Origin of the sequence: Paenibacillus sp. MY03, assembly GCF_002165585.1 — a bacterium.
Classification (GTDB): Bacteria; Bacillota; Bacilli; order Paenibacillales; family Paenibacillaceae; genus Pristimantibacillus; species Pristimantibacillus agaridevorans.
Map to the genome: position 1 here is coordinate 292,827 of NZ_MXQD01000004.1, position 18,290 is coordinate 311,116.

At 55.4% G+C, this 18,290-nt stretch carries 10 protein-coding genes; all 10 read right to left on the bottom strand.

What is annotated here, in order from left to right; genetic code table 11:
* Positions 1-37: 37 nt before the first annotated feature.
* Positions 38-715, bottom strand: coding sequence for an RdgB/HAM1 family non-canonical purine NTP pyrophosphatase (rdgB, locus tag B1748_RS03925; protein ID WP_087566554.1), 678 nt, complete (start codon positions 713-715; stop codon positions 38-40).
* Between the two features lie 4 nt (positions 716-719).
* On the bottom strand, positions 720-1,457 hold the full coding sequence (gene rph / locus B1748_RS03930) for a ribonuclease PH (protein ID WP_087566555.1): 738 nt from the start codon (positions 1,455-1,457) through the stop codon (positions 720-722).
* Positions 1,458-1,762: 305 nt separating this feature from the next.
* Positions 1,763-2,860: an FAD-dependent oxidoreductase gene (locus tag B1748_RS03935; RefSeq protein ID WP_087566556.1), complete on the bottom strand. Its 1,098-nt coding sequence runs from the start codon at positions 2,858-2,860 to the stop codon at positions 1,763-1,765.
* Positions 2,857-4,929: an FAD-dependent oxidoreductase gene (locus B1748_RS03940; RefSeq protein ID WP_087566557.1), complete on the bottom strand. Its 2,073-nt coding sequence runs from the start codon at positions 4,927-4,929 to the stop codon at positions 2,857-2,859. Before B1748_RS03940 ends, B1748_RS03935 begins: the two co-directional genes overlap by 4 nt.
* A 63-nt stretch (positions 4,930-4,992) precedes the next feature.
* Positions 4,993-6,588 carry an extracellular solute-binding protein gene (locus tag B1748_RS03945; protein ID WP_179215363.1) on the bottom strand — a complete coding sequence of 532 codons (1,596 nt, stop codon included), beginning with the start codon at positions 6,586-6,588 and terminating at the stop codon, positions 4,993-4,995.
* Between the two features lie 37 nt (positions 6,589-6,625).
* Complete coding sequence (locus tag B1748_RS03950) at positions 6,626-7,498, bottom strand: carbohydrate ABC transporter permease (protein WP_087566559.1); 873 nt, start codon at positions 7,496-7,498, stop codon at positions 6,626-6,628.
* 10 nt (positions 7,499-7,508) lie between these two features.
* Positions 7,509-8,471 carry an ABC transporter permease gene (locus tag B1748_RS03955; RefSeq protein WP_256975517.1) on the bottom strand — a complete coding sequence of 321 codons (963 nt, stop codon included), beginning with the start codon at positions 8,469-8,471 and terminating at the stop codon, positions 7,509-7,511.
* Between the two features lie 276 nt (positions 8,472-8,747).
* A complete protein-coding gene (locus B1748_RS03960; protein WP_087566560.1) occupies positions 8,748-10,550 on the bottom strand; it encodes a sensor histidine kinase in 1,803 nt (600 codons plus the stop codon).
* Positions 10,547-11,806, bottom strand: a complete 1,260-nt coding sequence (locus B1748_RS03965; protein WP_179215364.1) for a response regulator — start codon at positions 11,804-11,806, stop codon at positions 10,547-10,549. Before B1748_RS03965 ends, B1748_RS03960 begins: the two co-directional genes overlap by 4 nt.
* A 290-nt stretch (positions 11,807-12,096) precedes the next feature.
* Entirely contained in the window at positions 12,097-18,273 is a 6,177-nt protein-coding gene (locus tag B1748_RS03970; protein ID WP_179215366.1) for an S-layer homology domain-containing protein, read from the bottom strand.
* Between the last annotated feature and the right edge of the window lie 17 nt (positions 18,274-18,290).

Here is an 18,290-nt window from a genome sequence, read left to right on the forward strand (position 1 = left end):
TCGGGGCAGCCGCTTCATTAGGAGACATCGCTCGAAATTATTGCTGCTTCATAAGTAGAGGAATCAGCTTTCGAAGCGCATCGCCCCTATGGCTGATGGCTCCCTTCTCCTCCTTGCTCAGCTCCGCCATGCCTCTGCCAAGCTGCGGAAGCCAGAAGAGAGGATCGTAGCCGAAACCTCCGGCTCCGTGCGGTTTGTCCGTGATGACGCCGTCTACCGTGCCCTCCGCTTCCACGAATTCTCCTGTGGCAGGGTCGTACAGCGCAAGGGCGCAGACGAACTGCGCTTTGCTGAGTTGCCGAGAACCATCCTCCAGTCGCTGCTCCGAACAGCTGGCGCCGATGCTCGTAAGCTCCCGAATCAGCTTGGCGTTATTTTCTTCGTCGGCCGCTCCTTCCCCTGCATATCGGGCCGAATAGACGCCCGGCTCTCCGCCGAGCGCTTCAACGCGCAGACCCGAGTCGTCCGCAAGCGCCGGTACGCCTAACGCGTCGCCAGTCGTCTTCGCTTTAATTCGGGCATTCGCCGCGAAAGTGTCGCCGTCCTCCACAATGTCCGGAATTTCCGGGAAGTCGTGCAGACTAAGGACGCGTTTGCCCAGCTTACCCAGTGCATGGGCGAATTCCTTTACTTTGCCGTTATTTTTTGTCGCGACGACAATGACGTCATTCCCTAATCCGTCTCGGCTACCTGCAATAAGATTGCTCTTTCCCATACGGTCAACCTCTGATCCGGTCGGCGATCGGTCCCAGCACCTCGCGCTGCTTCGCGAACAGCTCGTTAATGCCGCCTTCGGCCAGCCCGAGCAGCTCGTTCAGCTCATCGCGGGAGAACGTCGCTTCCTCGCCCGTTCCTTGCACCTCGACGAATCTTCCTTGGCCCGTCATGACAACGTTCATGTCGACCTTCGCCTTGGAATCCTCTTCGTAGTTCAGGTCGAGCAGCGCACGCTCCCCAATGACCCCTACGCTAACCGATGCCAGGAAGTCGCGGATCGGGAACTTGGAGAAATTGACGTTCACTGACAGCTTGTTCACGGCGATCGCGAGCGCGACGAATGCGCCGGTAATCGAAGTCGTCCTTGTTCCGCCATCCGCTTGAATCACATCGCAATCCAGCGTAATCGTGCGTTCGCCAAGCGCTTGCAGATCGACGACCGACCGCAAGGCCCTGCCAATCAAACGCTGAATTTCCATTGTCCGACCCGTCAGCTTGCCCTTCGCCGCTTCGCGCTGATTGCGGGAATGGGTCGCTCGCGGCAGCATCGCGTACTCCGCCGTTACCCAGCCTTTGCCTTGTCCCTTCATAAAAGGAGGGACGCGTTCCTCCACGCTTGCGGTGCAGATCACCTTCGTATCGCCGAACTCGATCATGACGGAACCTTCCGCATGTTTATTTACGTTTGCCGTTATGGTGACCGAACGAAGCTCATTCGGTTGCCTGCCATCGTTTCTCATCCTATGTATGCCTCCTGATTATGGTCTGTCCCTTAAGTCCTGTCTATTTTATCAAAACAGAACTTTAATTGCACCCGAAGCGCGAAGATTAATCGGAATGCGCCGCAAATTAGGCGGGTCAACCCATTCCAGGAGGAGAGACAGTCACAGAACTCGGGCAGACAAGCGTTCGATAAGTGTCCAGCCCATGAACGCATGTGTAAATGAATGTTTGCCGACATCCGCATACATATCGAGGGCAAACGACGACTTCAGCAAAGTCAGATGCTGTTGGTAAACTCCCTGTAATCCGTATTTTCCGGACTTCATCCCGGCAGCCGCACGGCCCGGGCCGCTTCCATGGCCGCATCCACCTGCAGCCGCAGCGCCTCCCCTCCCATCCCGTGCGCCCCGGCAGCCTTAATGATCCGCCGGCTCTCCATCGTCCAACACCCGATAACGGCGAACGATCCGTCCGACGTTTCCAACCAGGCAGCATTCCTTTGTTCCACCCTTCCCGCAAGCAACGATGAGCATACAAACCTCGGAGCGGTCCAGCACTTCTCGCTGACATGCAGCAGCGGGCCGAGCAGCGTGTCAACTTGACTCTTGATGCGCGTATACACCTGCTCCAGCATCGCCGTAAACCCGATCTCCGTCCCCGCACGGCCGTCTGGCGAATATACGGCCGTCATGACGGAGTATTCTTCTTCGCGAAAGGCCGGCTGGACCAGACATTCGAAATGTGCAGAGCCCAGGTCGAAGGAAAAACTTTCCGGATGGCGGAGATCCCCTTTCGAACGCGCCGCTTCCGCAACAATCGTCTCGCCGTCTTGGGCTTGTTCGCCTCCGCCTTCCACCGGTATGCCCTGCTTCAGGAAGGTCAGCGTCCACAAGGCGGGCAGCTCGGACGGGTTGACCCGCTCCATTGCCAGCAATTGCGAAGCAAGTACCGCCGATTCCGTGCAATCGGCCACAGCGTCGCATGCGACGACGCACATCCCCTCGCGCGTGGCGAAGCGCATACCCGTTACCCGCGTTTCTCCGCTTGCGCCCGGAACATGCGCTTCGCTCCCATCGTCGTCATGCAGCAGCTCGACGGGGAACGTCTCGAACAGTACGTCCACGCCTCTATCCCGGACGAAACGATCCGCAAGAAGCTGCGTGCGCACCGGATCCATACGATCTCCCTTCAAGGCGCCGCATGCGGACAGCTCATTCAGCCACGATTGAAAGAGCGGATAGCGGTCCGCAAGCTCGCGCATTCCTGCCAATGGCATTCGCGACAGCCCGATCTCGTGCGCAAGCGATGTGCCGCTGTTCGCGATCAGCACCTTGCGCCCCGATTCCGCCAGAGCGCATGCATGCATCATGGCCGCCAATCCCCCGCCTGCAACTACCGCATCATATCGTATCCGCCTCATCCCGCATTGTCTCCCCTCTGTTCGAACGTTTCCGTGCGCGTATTCGACTCTATGCGCTCCAACGCCTTGGCGGCAGCCCGCCTGACGGACACCCGCTCGTCATTCAGCCATGTTTCACAAAGCCCGCGCCCTTGCCGGCCCAGACCCAAGCGAGCCACAATAATGCCCGTTCGCATTTGCAAGTTCCAGCGGACGGACAATTGCGCGTCAGCCTCGGGCGGCACGTAATTGTCGCCGATGCCCGGCCGGCTGGACCATTGCAGCAAGCCTTCCGCCAGCTTATCCCGATCCTCTGCCTTCACTTCCCCGCATACCGTCTCCAAATATTGAAGCAGCATGCTGCAGATGCCGGTATTATAATCCTTCTCATGCAGCGCAGCCACTATTTCGGATGCGGCCAGCGCCTTGCTGCCCATGAGCCGGAGCGCGGCAAGGGCGGCAATCCATTCGGGGTAGGAGCCCGGATTGGCCCTGCCGTTCAACCTGCTCCGGAACATATGAAGCAGAACAGGCTCTGCTTCCCGTCTTCCCAGCAGCGCAAGAGCCATAGCCGCCATGCGGCATCCAGACGTCGGCGCCCCGCAGGCTCCCGACGCAAGCTCCACTTCCGGCGGCGCCCCGCAGGCCCGCGCTGCATGCTCGATGCCTGCGGCTTCCTCCGACTCAGCGTTGGCGCAAGAAGCGGGCTCCCTGCCGAAGGCTTCCAGCAGCGCCTCGGCCGCTCGCTCTCCGAGCAGCCTCAGCCACCAGACCGCGAGCGCTTGTTCCTCCGCGCCGAGCCGCTCCGCCAGCAGCCGCGCCAGCGTCAGCGCCTCCGCAGGCGGCAACTGGCTCACAAGCTCCGGGGAAAGCGATCGCTCGGCCAGCTCGCCCTTGCGAAATTGCATATTGGCCGTATCCGTCCGAATCAAATCGGGTTCGTTTAATACGCCAAGCTCCACCAGTCTGCGCTGCAAATCGGGCACGGACACTTCCCGCGGCTTCACTTGCAGACGAACGGCCATCGCGGCGGCCACGCCCGCCGCCTCGCCGATCTTCTGAATATCCCGCTGCATCCGGATCGCCATCGACACGTCCCGATCGACCGATAGCGCGCGGCTGGAAACCAGCAAACCTTCGACCCCGCCAGGCAGCAGGCTGCGGTACGGAATATCGCACCAGAGGCCTTTTTTTTCAGTCATATCCAGCATGACCAGCCAGATTTGCGCAAAATCCGATTCATTCCCGAGATCCCGCGCATGAGTGTCATAATAGGAAAAAGCTCTTGCGATCACATCTTCAAAATGGCGATCGTGCAGGAAGTCGTCCAGCGCCAGCACATAATCGCCGACAATATGCCGCCCTTCCCTGATCCCGAGCTTTGGGGCCACGGACAACATATGTACATCCGTCTTCCCGCTCTCCAGCAAATTCAGAAGATGCCGTCTGCCTTCTTGGTAAGCACGGCTGACATCCTCGGCGCTGGGCGAATGGACCCATCCGGCATCGAAGTTTTTCAAATGCAGGCGAAGCTTGCCCGTTTTCGGATTATGCAGCATGATGCGGGGACATAAGGAATACGAATGGGACACCCCGTCGAATTGCCTGCCAACCGAATAGGAAGCGCCCGCCATCGCCGACACGTCGCCTTCCGCCGTGCAGTCCACCGTCACTTTTGCGCGAATCTCCGTTGGGCCCTCCGGCCCCGCCGCAAGCACCCCGACAACGGCTCCGTCCTCGACCAATACGTCATAGATCAGATGCCCCAGCATGGTCCGAACTCCGCAGTCGCTGAGCAGTTCCCCATATACGGAACGTTTGGCTTCCGGGTGCGAGATGGCCTCTCTCCCCCCCAGAATGTTTTGTCTGGCCTTTACTCGTCGATCAACTTCATTTTGCAACCCGCCGCGGGAGCCGAAATGATAGTCGCTAACATTGGCGCGAACGGCTACACCGCCTACGCCGTCATCCATATCGAGCAGCACCGTGCGCGCGCCTTCCCTGGCGGCCGCAATCGCTGCGCTGCAGCCTGCCGTCCCTCCGCCGGCAATCAGCACATCGGCTGTAATCACTTCTTGAACCGCATTCATCGGCCACCCTCCTTGCAATGGCCGGAGGAGAGCTCGACTTTCCCGCTCTCCTCCGGCTATCGTTTATTTGGAGCTTTCCATCTTCGCGATGTAATCGTTCATTTGCTGCACATAGTCGCTGCCGCCGTTTTTGTACCAGCCCTCCAGCAAGCTGTCAAACTCGCTCACCGGCTTCTCGCCCATGATGATCTGCATGATCGTTTGCTGCCATGTTTTCGTGTAATCCATAAAATCCGGCTTTTTCGCCGCTTCCGGGATAAAGGCATTGTCCTTCGCGGGCACGACCGTCTCAATCGATTTCTCCAGCCATGGCACAATCTTGGCGCGTTGCTCATCCGTCAGGCTGACCGTCAGGAAAAACGACGTGTCGTTGGCCCGCCGCATCGTGGATTGGCGGACCTCCGCCACAACCGCGGGCGGATCGGTCGGCGCCTTCTTGTCGCCGACGACGACATAATCCACTCCCTCGTAACCCTTAGCCGTTTTATCCCACATATCGTCGGAAATCCATGAGTTCAGCACTTCGACAATTTTTTGCGGATTTTTTGCCGTGGACGTAATGCCCCAGAAGCCCCACAGCCCTGTCGACGAGGCTGCCAGCGAGCCGCCTTTCACTTCGCCGTTTTCGTTTTTGACAAACAGATACGTCAGTTCTGCGTCCGCATTCGTTTGCTTCAGATCGTTGATCAATCGGTCGTAATGGCCGGAGAAACCCGGGAATACGCCGGTAAGCCCTTTGACGAAGCGCTCACGCTGTTTGCTGTAATCATTGGTTGCCGAATCGGGGTCAAAATAGCCGCTTGTGTACATGCGGGCGCTGAACTCCAGCGCTTTTTTGAAATTGTCGCCGTTGCGGTCGTACAGTGGATTCATATAGGCGTATTCGTCGCCTTCCATCGCTTGCCAGCCCGTCAGATCAAAAGCGCCCGGTACGATCGGATCCAACACTTTATTGCCGTTGTAGGCGCCGCCGTAGCCGTAAGTGTCGTTCTTCTGATTGCCGTCGGGATCGCCTTTCGTAAACTGCTCGAGGATATAGGCGAATTCGTCAAGCGTAACCGCAAAATCCGCCGGCACCTCAAAACCGATTTTGTCCAACCAGTCTTGACGGACAAAATAGGCGTCGTTGCGTACCACTGACGTACGCGGTATACCGTAAATATTGTCGTCCTGATTCATTTTCAATTGATCCCATGAAGCCTGATACGTATATTGCTGCAAATATTCGGCGTTTTCAATATATTCGTTCACCGGGATAAGAAGGCCGTCCTTCACCGCGTTCTGGAAGCTTTGGTTGGCCGTGTCGGTAAACATGACGACGTCCGGATACGTGCCGGAAGCAAGCATCAGCTGCAGTTGCTCGCTGTACCCCGTTGCTGGCGGAATTTCAAAATTAAGTTTGACATTGTTCAGCTTTTCGATTTCTTCAATAAACTTCTTATCGCTATCCGTTAATTCCGGCTTCGTATAATTAGCCATTATTTTAATTTCAAGCGGCGCTTCGTCCTGCGTTTTGCCGCTTTGCGCATTGCCGTTTTGTGCGGACGCACTCGGCTGGGCCGACGGACTCGCCGGATTGCCGCCGTTGCCCGAGCATGCGGCAAGAAGCAGCAAGCCGGCCATCATTGAGCCAAACAAGATTTTGTGTTTCGATTGCATCTTGAACCCCTCCAACATTTTTTAGTAATTGCCCGTTTCATCCCTTGACAGAGCCTAGCATAATGCCTTTGACAAAATATTTCTGCAGAAATGGATATACGCATAATATCGGTATCATGACGAGAACCAGCGTAGCGTATTTGATTGTTTCGCTAGTCATCATTTCCGTTCCCATTTCAGCTGCGTTGGCCGAGCGGGCCATCGTGCTCGCTCCTTCTATCACCTCCCGCAAGTACAGCATAAGCGGCCAATTGTCCGGGCTGCGAATGTAGACAATGGCGTTAAAGAAATTGTTCCAATAGCCGACCGCCGCGAACAGGCATAACGTGGCGATAATCGGCTTGGACAATGGAACCACGATACGGAACAAAATGTAAGGGTCTGAAGCCCCGTCGATGCGGGCAGCCTCCTCGATCTCCTCGGGAAGCGACTCAAAGAAATTTTTCATCAGAATCAGGTTGAATCCGGTTAACAGCGCCGGCAGCACCAGTGATGCCAGCGTGTCCAGCAAATCTAGCGAACGCATCAAATAGAAATTCGGGATCAGCCCGCCGTTGAACAGCATAGTGAACACGATGAGCAGCATCAGCGTTCTGCGTCCCTTCAGCACCTTCTTGGACAATGGATAAGCGGTCAGAATGTACAACAGGATGCCTATGCCAACGCCGCTGACCGTGACGATGATCGTATTCGCATAACTTCTCCAGAGCATTCCGCTTTTCATGATTTCCTTGTAAGCTCCGAGCGTCATATCTTCCGGCCACACCATCAGAGGGTTTTGCACATAAGAACTGTAGGAGCTTAAGGAAACGGACACGACGTTCATGAACGGATACAACATCACGACGCATATCAGCGTTATAAGCGTATAATTGATTACGTCCAGCATCTCCGGTTTTCTCCGGATCACGATCCATCACCTACCATAATTGATTTCCAAACAAACGAGCCACCCGGTTAGCAGCCAGCACCATGACCAGACCCACTGCCGCTTTGAACAAACCTACGGCAGCCGCAAAGGACATTCGGCCGTCAATCAGACCGATTCGGTACGTATACGTTTCAATCACGTCGGCCACCTCATAGGTTGCCGGATTGTACAGCAGGAATACTTGCTCGAACCCGTTGTCGAGCACATGTCCCATTTGCAGCACCAGCAGCACGGTAATCGTCGAGGCAATGCCCGGAAGCGTAATGTACCGGATTTGCTGAAGGCGCGACGCCCCGTCCAGCTTGGCGGATTCGTAGAGCGAAGGATCGATGCCGGTCATCGCCGCCAAATAAATGATGGTGCCCCATCCAGCTCCCTTCCAGATCTCCGCCGATACCAGAATCGTTCGAAAATATTCCGGCTTGAGCAGGAACGGAATCGGGTCAAACCCCATTTCCTTGATGATGAAATTAATCGGACCCGTCGAGGGAGACAGAAAGTTGATGACCATCCCCGACAGCACAACCCATGATATAAAATGAGGCAGGTACAACAGCGTCTGGCTGACCCTCTTGAATATCATATTCCGCACTTCGTTCAGCATCAGCGCCAGAATAATCGGCACGGGAAATCCGAACGCAAGATGATAGAAGCTTAAAATTAATGAGTTGCGCAATACCTTGTAGAAATCGGCGGATCGGATCAGATATTCAAAGTTTTCGAACCCTATCCACGAGCTTGCCCAGATGCCCCGAACAAGACTGAAATCCTTGAATGCGATCATGATGCCAAACATCGGAATATATTTGAATATCAGCAAATAAAGACAGCCCGGAACCAGGAACAGATACAGCCATTTGTATCTGACCATATGTTTCATAAAATCTTCTCGGCGACTTGGTTGACTTCGCTGATGCGCGCCTGCTGACGCGGCAGCCTCCATATGCTGCATCTTGTCGCCTCCTTTCTTATTGTGTCGTTGATTGGCGCCGGCCTGTGTTATCAGAATAGTGTTGAATCCGCTTCCAAACAATCCCGCGCACTTTACATTTAAGGATGCTTATTTAGCCGCCAATAAAATACTTTCATTTCCAATCAAGGCGAAACGGTTACGCCGTCCTTTGGAGGCGGGGCGCGTAACGTTGCCGAGAATTATAGAGAAAGTATGGCGAAATCATATACTTTCCTATAATTCAAAAAAAACGGGGGGCATCCTGCGCCCCGCCGTCTAATCCGTATGAAGTATAGGCAGCCTCATCTCCACGATCGTCCCCGCATTCAGCTTGCTACGCACGGTCAGACCGTATTTTTCTCCAAAAGCGAGCCTGATTCTCTGATTCACGTTGCGCAGACCGATATGCTCGTTCTCCTGCAAGTGATCCCTGCGCAAGCTGTCGTTCAACGCTTGCAGCACAAGCGGCGGGATGCCCACGCCGTTGTCCCGCACACGGATAATAATGACGTCTCTGCTTGAATAGATGCGGACGTTAATCATTCCCTTATGTCCGCTTTGCTTGACGCCGTGGTAGATCGCATTTTCGACCAGCGGCTGCAGCATCAGCTTGACGATGCGGCATTCCAGCAGCCGTTCCTCCACCACGCATTCGAACGATATTTGTTCTTTGTATCTCAGCTTCTGCAATTCCACATATAACTTCACATGCTCCAGTTCCTTGCCGATCGGCACAAAATCCTCTTTCGTCTCCAGCGCAAGCCGCAGCAGCAGCGACAGCGAACGAATCATTTGCGAAGCCTCGTTCTTGCCGCTGGTCAATCTCATCACTTTCCAATTGATAGAATCCAGCGTATTGTACAAAAAATGCGGGTTGATCTGGGCTTGCAGCGCGATCGCCTGAGCTTTGCGCAGCAGCTCGTATTTCTCCTGCAGTTGCGCCTCTATGCTGTGACTCTGATCAAAGGACTCCGACAGATTGGTCAGAATGTACCTCGATTCATTCCAGTCTGGCTGATCGGACTTGCCAAGGATATGGAACGGGTTCCCCTTATTCTCGATCAACGATAAAATTTCACGAATCGGACGATAGCTGCGCAAAGCGATAATAAAGGCAAGAATAATCGCCGTACCGATACTCACCAATAACAGAATCGCCATCAGATGAATAACCCTTGAACGTTCGGGGTGGTAACGCTCCAGCGACACGGCGGACACGTAGCTCCAGTCGCGTATGACGCCGGACGGCAACTTGCTCAGCACCTGGTTAAGGCCGTTTACCTTGACAATGCGCGATGCCGGGATGCTTCCCAGCTGACTCGCCAGCTCCGGATTGCTCTCCTCCAGCGTCCGATTAAGTTTCGTCGCGTCGCCGCTGTACATCATTTGGCCGCGGTCATCCAGCATGTACACGTTTTGCTGTTCGTTGCCCCCCAGCAAATCGCCCAGACTGTTCAAATTCATGTTGATCGCGATCCTGCCGTCGTCACCGGTTCCCGGGGCTCTTTCGTTCAGTCGATTAATAAAGCTGAGCAGCGGCTTCCCGCTGTTCGGCGCCGAATCCGCCGCCCAATAATGGGGTCGGTCTCGCATGAATCCGAGCGTTCCCCAATGAGCGTAATAATCGTCGGTTTGCGTCGTGCTGAACCCCGCGGTCAGCAGAAAGTCGTTCAGCTCCGAATAAATAAAGATGGAGTCCAAATACGAATTGGTCAGCTTGATCGTCTGCAAGATTTGCTGAATCCGTAAAATTCGCTGCGCGTCGTTGTAGCTGAGCGGCGCAGACAGCTTCCTAGTCATTAGAATGACGACATCGGGGTCTACCTTAAGCCTGACGGACAATTGCTCCGCATCGGACAGAATCAAATCCATCGATTCCCGGATCCGCGCCAGCTCGCTATGGGCGGAATTTTCGATTTCCGCCCGCATATTGGCATCATTGTGCGCATAGACGAACACGCTGATACCAACCAGCGGAACGATGATGAGGGTCATAATCAGCAAAAAGTTTCTTAGCAATATACTGTTGAATTTATAGTGGCGGATGTAGCGCCAATAATTCATTTCCGTTTTTTTCATAGCTGATCCCTGTATTCCGACGGCGTTAGTCCGGTCTGCCGCTTGAACAGCTTGAGGAAATATTTTGTATTCTTATAGCCGACCAGATAACCAATCTCGTAAATTTTGTAGCGGGGATCCTTCAAATACTGAATCGCTTTTTTTATTCTCACATCGATGCAATAGTCCGAGTAGGTCTGTCCCGTCTCCTGCTTGAACAAGCGGCTGAAATAGACAGGATTCAGCCCTACGTGGTCGGCCACGTCCACCATGGAAGGGTCGGCGTCGAAGCGCTCTTCCATGAAACGTTTGGCCTGCCGAATAATCATGCGCTCCTCGCCGTGCGCCGCCTCCGCAACGTTATCGGACGCGTTCTCGTGTATTTGCGCTTCCCCCGTTGGCCCGCGAACGCTATGGATCAGCTCGGCCAGATTCGGATACAGCCTCAGATTGTCCAGCTTGACAGATAACCCGGGCAAAACCGACAAGGAGCCTTGAATATGCAGAAAATAATGTTCCGCCTTCTTCAGCAGGAGCTCCTCGGATACGTCCGTCAGAGCATTGCCGATAATGGAGAAGCGCCGGTCGTCCTTATGAATGCAAGCATAATGAATCTGTTCACGCTCTTTTGTCACTATCACGTTAATGGCTTGGCGATGATCCTGATCTCGTTTGCCGGCGCTCGATGATGTATCCGACCATTCGGCTTCAAGCAGACAGCATCGGTTGTCCGCCGCATGGGGCGACAGACCAAGCACCATCAACTGCTCCTTGTAGTAATCGGTCCCGCGATTCGGACTGCCTCCATGCAGCAAATGGGCAAAAAACTGCTCCATCAGCAGAGGCCGAAGCGTTTTCACATGCTGATGATTACGCTGCTCCCGCTCTCGATTCATTTTGTCCCGATCCAGCTCCTCGTGAATTTTACGGAAGACGTCCGATACTTCCTCGATGTCGGTAGGTTTAAGCAAATAATGCGACACGTTGTAACGAATCGCTTCCCTGGCCAGCGCAAATTCCTGATATCCGCTTAATATGACCACCTTGACGGGCAGATTTTGTTTATGCACGAATTGTGCAAGATCGATGCCGCTGACATAAGTCATCTTAATATCCGTAAGCACAACATCCGTCCCATGCTCCTGTATATAACGAATGGCGTCTTTTCCGTCCTGGAACATCGCCGCAACCGCAAAGCCCAGTCCGGGCCAATCAATCAGATCGGCCAGTCCTTCCCGAATGTCCTCTTCATCGTCGACGATAATCAGCCTATACATATGTCTCCTCCTCATGCAGAAATGGCCGTCTCGACTGTAAGCGCTGTCATTATCTTATTCATTATAATTGTGCCACGTTTTATACGACAATCCAACCACCTTTACATTTAGGGGTGTTGATTCAACTAACGGGCTTTCCCAAACAGCCAATTCATGATTTTTTGAGTCCCATGTTAAGACGGTTTTTTTTCAAGAAAAAGGACCTCAAATTCGACTTTGCAGTGAATTTGAGGTCCTTTCACGTATAAATCGGGGCATTCCCGTATCATGCGAACGGCCCCATGTTTCATTCATTCACCTTCGCCGATTCCGTCCAGCAGCAGTATTCTCGCCAGTACGGCGGCCGCCTCCGCTCTTGTGGCGGCTTGAGCCGGACGGAAGTTGCCGTCGGGGTATCCGGCAATGATGCCGATGCCCGCAGCCGCGGACACCGACTCGCGCGCCCATGGCGCAATCTTGTCCATATCCCCGAAGGTTTCTCCGCCTCCGTTCAACATTGGCGGCTGAACGATACGCATCAGAATAACCGTCATCTGTTCGCGGGTTATCCATTCGTCGGGCGAGAAGCGCCCGTTGCCCGTGCCGCTTATCCATCCCAAACGTTGGGCGGCGGCCACCTCCGCTTGCGCCCAATGTTCCGCCATATCTTCGAAGTCCGGCTTTCCTGCTGATTCCGCTTGCGCGTGGAAGGCCCGCGCCAGCAAAGCGATAAATTCGGCGCGCGTCATTGTCCGGTCCGGCTGCAAGCTGCCGTCCGGATAACCCAAAATGATTCCTTTGGCTGCCAGTTCATTCATCACCTGTTCGGACCAATGGCCTGAAATATCATGAAATACGGGAGTCGGACGCACTTCTTCACTTGTACCATCCTTCTCCGGCTCCCCCTGTTCCCCACTCTCCTCTTGCTCTTCCAAAGGGTGATCATCATTAGCTGGCGGAACCCACGGAGTCGGACCCGCAGCGTTCGGATTGAGCAGACGGAATGTATTCGAGTGCAACGCGGCTTCATTGCCCGCGTGATCGGCGGCGCGAACATGCAAGTACCAGTCCCCCCACCCCAGATTCAGAACGACTTCATCGTCAGGTTCGAACGATTTCCATTCCGCATCGTTACCAGGCTCCGTGGCGCTTGCCGTCCAAGCGTACAGCAAGCTTGCCGGATCGACTCCCGCCCCGTCGTCCAGAATCGATATCCCTACCGTGACAGATGGGCTCGAGGACTCGATTCCGTTCATCTGCAGCTCAATGTCCGGAGGCGTATTGTCCAGCCGGAACGGCTGTGAAACCTTGTGGTAGCGAAGACCTGCCGCATCCTCGGCACGGACGTGCAAATACCAAATTCCGTCCGCCCCCGCCAGCTCGAAGCCCGCTCCCGGAGTCGGAGCTGTCCAATCCGCATCGTCGCCCGGCGTCTCCGATTCTTGCGACCATATCCCTTCGATGGCGATATCGCCATTCGAAGCCGCCGCTTCGACTTGAACCGATCTGGTCCAGCCCTCCATGCCGTCCGGCTGCATATCAAGTTCGATCGGCTCTATGGCAACAAATGAATATTGCTGCTGAGCTGCATGCTGCTCGGCCGTCGAATCTGCGAAGCCGTATATCGTCAGCCCTGCCGTGTTCAAAGCAAGCGGGGTTCCGTCGAACACCGTAGCGGCGCCAGCCGCAACTAACGTCTGCAGTTTGTTGTGACGGAAGGCAGAATCGCCGATCCGATCCACTCCGTCCGGTACCGTGACGACTGTCAGATCATTGCCGCGAAATGCGGAATGACCGATCTCGACTACGCTGTCCGGAATGGATACGCTCCGGATGTCTTTGTTCCGGAAGGCCGACATGCCAATGGCGGTTACGGGCAAACCGGCAATTCTCTCCGGAATGACGGGGCTGCCAAGTCCGTTATAACCGACAAGCGTGACCGCATTGCCCTCGGAATTGAGCTCGTATTGCCATTCCCCGCTGCGCTCCGCCTTCATGTTCCATGCGCCCGCGATCTGCGGGTACACCGTCAGCGTCGTTTCGTAGTCGCTAACTTTATACTCCCGAAGAGAAACTGTCGAAGTGGGGGGAATGACCAACACCGTCCTGTTGTTGGCGACAACCTCCGTGTTCATAATGAAGCTGTTCAAGCTCAGGATGTCCCCGGTGCTCAGATTGCGGATTTCTCCCGCTACGCGCAAACCCTTCAGATCGCCATTCACCGGGGTGAACGGCAGATCGGATGTCTGCACGACAAGACGAAGCATCTTCTGAGAAGGGCTCGTACCTGCTTGCGCCACCGTCAAGTCAATCGGCTCGTCGATCGGCAGCGGCTCCCAGAACGCCGGATAATCGACCGCAATATCGAAGTCGTAATCCCTGTATTCCCTTAGCGGCACCTCCGGCGTAGGCTCGACGACCAGAACGGTCGTCCCGTTGGCGCGAATTTCATTGCCCCTGATGACGGAGGCCAGCTGCAGCACCGACTGATCCGTCTTGCTTGTCAGCGTTCCGCTTATCCGAAGGCCGCTCAGTTGATTCTCCTTAAGCGGCTGCGGGAAGTCGGACTGGGAGACGACAAGCCTGATTTCGTTCCGGCTTGCGGCCATGCCGACCTGCGTGACCGCAACCGGGAGCGGATTAAAGGCCAGCACTTGGTCTGCAGGAACGGTCACCGTCAGTCTTACGTCATGATCGGAGTAAGCGGCCAGCGGCACCGATATGGTCGGCTTCACGACCACCGTCAGTGTGCCGGTATCCGCGCCCGTATTCACTTCGCTGGCGACCACCTCGCTGATCAGCCGTTTGACCGAGCCGTCCGTCTTGTGCGTCAGTGTTCCCGATATTTTCATGCCTTTCAGCGTATCGACAGCGGGCAGTATCGGGAAAAAATCCTCTGCGGGCACTACAAATCGAAGCGTGCCGGATGTCGGGCTCATGCCGCTGCGCAGCGCCTTGGAGTCCAGCTCCAGCACAGGCCCCAATTGCTTCGGTTCCACGCTCAGCCCCGGATGGGTGAAATCATACGGCTTCAGCTCCCCGCCGCTGAGCAGCTCCGTCGAACCGCCGACCCTGTCGGCAACCAATTCGTAACGGAAAGTTTCGTCGGGATCGTCCACCTTGATCAGAAACTCGTAAGGATAACCGCTCTTCTCTTGCGTAAACGTCTCGTCTCCAATCATGTAGTGAAGCGTGACCTTCTCGGTCGCGCTGTTCAAATCCGATACGTACACATAGGCGTAATAATGATCCGGAGCGACCTGGATGACATGGCCTTTGCCCCGCCCGTGCTCCACCGTGTTGCCTTCCGTATAATCCGAATATTCGAAATCCGGGTTGGCGAAAGCCGGCGTGCGCACCTCGGCCAAATTCCGGATCATAACGGACTTGATGCCTTTGGCCGGAATGTCGACGGTAAACTCGCCGCTTTCAATCTGCACGGTCGACGTGTTGCCGTCAGCGTCGTAAACGGTGGCGATGCCTGTATAATTGGGATTCGTCTTCGCCCCGAGACGAATCGTCGTTTGCAGCGGATCGTTGCCCTCGTTCATCAGCGCCAGTCCGAGAACGCCGTCCTTGCGCGCGGCGATGTAGTTGATCTCCTTGGAGTCCGGCTCGATAATGTCCCGGTCCAGCCACAACCACATCCCGTCCTCGTCATAGAACGCGCCCGGCGCATGGCCGAACTGATTGGACGCGAAATAGGCGTACCCCGATTGGTAGAGCGACGGGAACGAAATATTTTGCTCTGATTTGACCCAAACGCTGTTGATCAGGAAATCCTCGAGCATGCTGATGAATACAGGGATATGATGCCAGTAGATCGATGTGTAGTCGGGCCCGGTGTACGGGTAGTCTTCTTTCATCTGATGGAAAATGATGCGATCCTGATAATAGCCGGGGTAGTTGCCGAACCGGCCGATCATGGCATTGCGGGCCATCGTATAGAAATACGGATCGTCGGTATAGACGGACAGCCTCGACAGCATCCCGGCCCAGTTGTTCATCGTAATGATGTTGCCGTGACCGGGCGTCACCGTATGCTCGGTGCCCATGCCGACCCGGCCTCCAAGCCAGCCGGGAGCCGTCTCCGCCGGCAGCGGCAAGTTCAATTCCTGTGCCGGCTTGGCCCCTCCGTCCTCATTGCCGAGCCGCCACTGCTTGTCCCCATGCCACCAGAACGTATATTTCTCCGCATTCAGCAGGCGCGGTCCCGTCTTCTCCTGCGTGACCGTGTAGTCCGTCTCCGCATAGTCGTCATGGTACCCGGTTGTCCACAGCGAGGTCAGCAGCAGCCTTCCGGTTTCCTCGGCCGCATCCAGATAACGCTGCTCCCCGGTCGCCTCGTAGGCTGCCATAAACGCCGTTAACGGAAGGATATAATCGCTGTAGATAAAGCTGCCCATAAACCGGGCTTCCCTGTTCGCTCCCGCATTCGGATGGCTGGTCAGGTAACGATCGGCCAACTCCACAAGATTATCCAGATGCGTCTGATCGCCGGTATATTTGTACAGGCTGGCCTGATCGGCTATTCCCGTCAGGTTGGACTGCGTCGAAGCGGCGTCCAGCGCGTAATCCAGCAGGAACGGCATTCTTCCCTGCGTCATTTCGTACAAGCCGCCGTATACATGGGCACTGAACAACTGCACGGGACCGCCGAGCGGCGTCGGCAGCACGCTGGAGTAGCTGGCTCCGCCCTTGCTGTCCGTTATCTTGAAATGCTGCTTCTGACGGCTCAGCATGAAAGCAAGCGTAGGCACGGCCCTTTGCTCCAATAGGCTTTCGTCCTCCGTCAGCAGGTAGCGCTGCAAAGCCGACATGGCGTTGGACAAGGTGGTCATATCCTGTTCTTCCATATTGTAATGAGCCATATTGACGGCATCCCAGCCGCCGAAATCATCGTCCATCATCAGGTCGGTAGCGTTATATATGGCTTCATTCAAGGAATGGAAATAATTCGTCCGCAAATCTCTGACCTTGAACAAGTCTTCGCTGACATGTCGGAACGTATTGTACCAGGAGCCCTGTTCATAGAGAATGCGATACGAAACCGTATATCGTTCGCCCGCATCGAAGCGGCTATGCTCCGTGCCGAACATCGGAGCCGTAAGCTGCGGCCTGACGTCGCCTTCGGGACCGCGCAGAACCAGCCCGAACGAAGAGGTGTCGGGATAGGCGAAGTCCTGCGGCACGGAAGCTGGGTCCATCACGATGCCGGCCGTCATTTCCGCCCCTTGGAACCGGTCGTTCCCGGCCGCATAATGTAGCGTAGCCATCGGCGTGAACATATAGGCTTCCGGGATGACGGTCGGCGCAGCCGGAACCGTTTTTTTGACATAGAGCATCGGCGCCGTGACGGTGTCGTAGTCCTCGTACGGCGTCTCGTTGCCATTGTACAGCATGAAGGAATACGCGCCCGCCTCCTCAAATTCGGCATCCAGCGTAACCTTGGGATCGAGAGTCACATCGTCAAACTCGAATCGAACAGTCAATTCGGCTTCCGAATTCCCGAACCCCAGATCGATCCGCTTCTCATTCACCTGCTCGAAGCTGCTTGGGACGAACCATACCGGCACGCCTGTTCGGAAGAAGTCGTCCACCACCATATTGACCTTACTGCCGTCCACATTCAGCTCCTGTTTGAATTGCAGGAACTCGCCGGACTGCCCGACAAGCTCGCTGCCGGCCGCCGCCATCATCAGGAAACCCAGTTCTTCCGTTCTGGCCTTGACCCGCACCCACTGGCCAGAATCGTTGATGTAAATTTCGTTCTGCACCAGCGATCCCTGTTCCCCTTCGCCGCGATAAAACACAATTCTGAACTTCTCGTTTTCAATGGATGCCGTTTCTGCAGCCACCATGTCATCCGCTACAGCCCACGCAGGGAAATTCGCGTCGGGCAGGAACGAAAACGGATTTTCGGGTTCGGCCAGCGCTCTCAGTTCGTCCAAATTTTCCGGTGGAATCAGCGATAGCTCTTTCGTCAGGAAAAATCCCTCATTGCGGGCGTAGAAACCCGAAGTATCGTGAAGAGCCAATTCATTCACACCGGCATGGAGCGTAAACGTGCCCCCATCGCTCCAGCGAAAACCTTCCTGTCCATGGGCTCCGAAGGTATGGCTGATTCGTTCGCCATTCACGCTTGCCTGAAATGTTCTTGTACCGGGTTGATTGGTGGCATAATCGCGATCCCGCACCCACACCCTGTATTCGCCGGCCGATTGAATGCTCACCTTCGCCACTGCCGGCTCTCCCTCGTCTATGCCGCCTCCCGGCGCGGAAGCCGTCGCGCGTCCTGTCACATGTTCGCCTGTCAACGACCATGAACCGAAAGAAGTGAAATTTCTGGGGATAATGTAATAATGCAGCTTCTCTCCCTCTGTTTCGTCAGGGGCTGCCGCTGCAATCGGCAGCCCCCTCTGCCCGTACGGCAGCATGGCTAACAGCAACGCCGCAGCCAGCAAAATGGCCAAACCTTTTTTCATCATGCTCTTCCCCCTCTTCC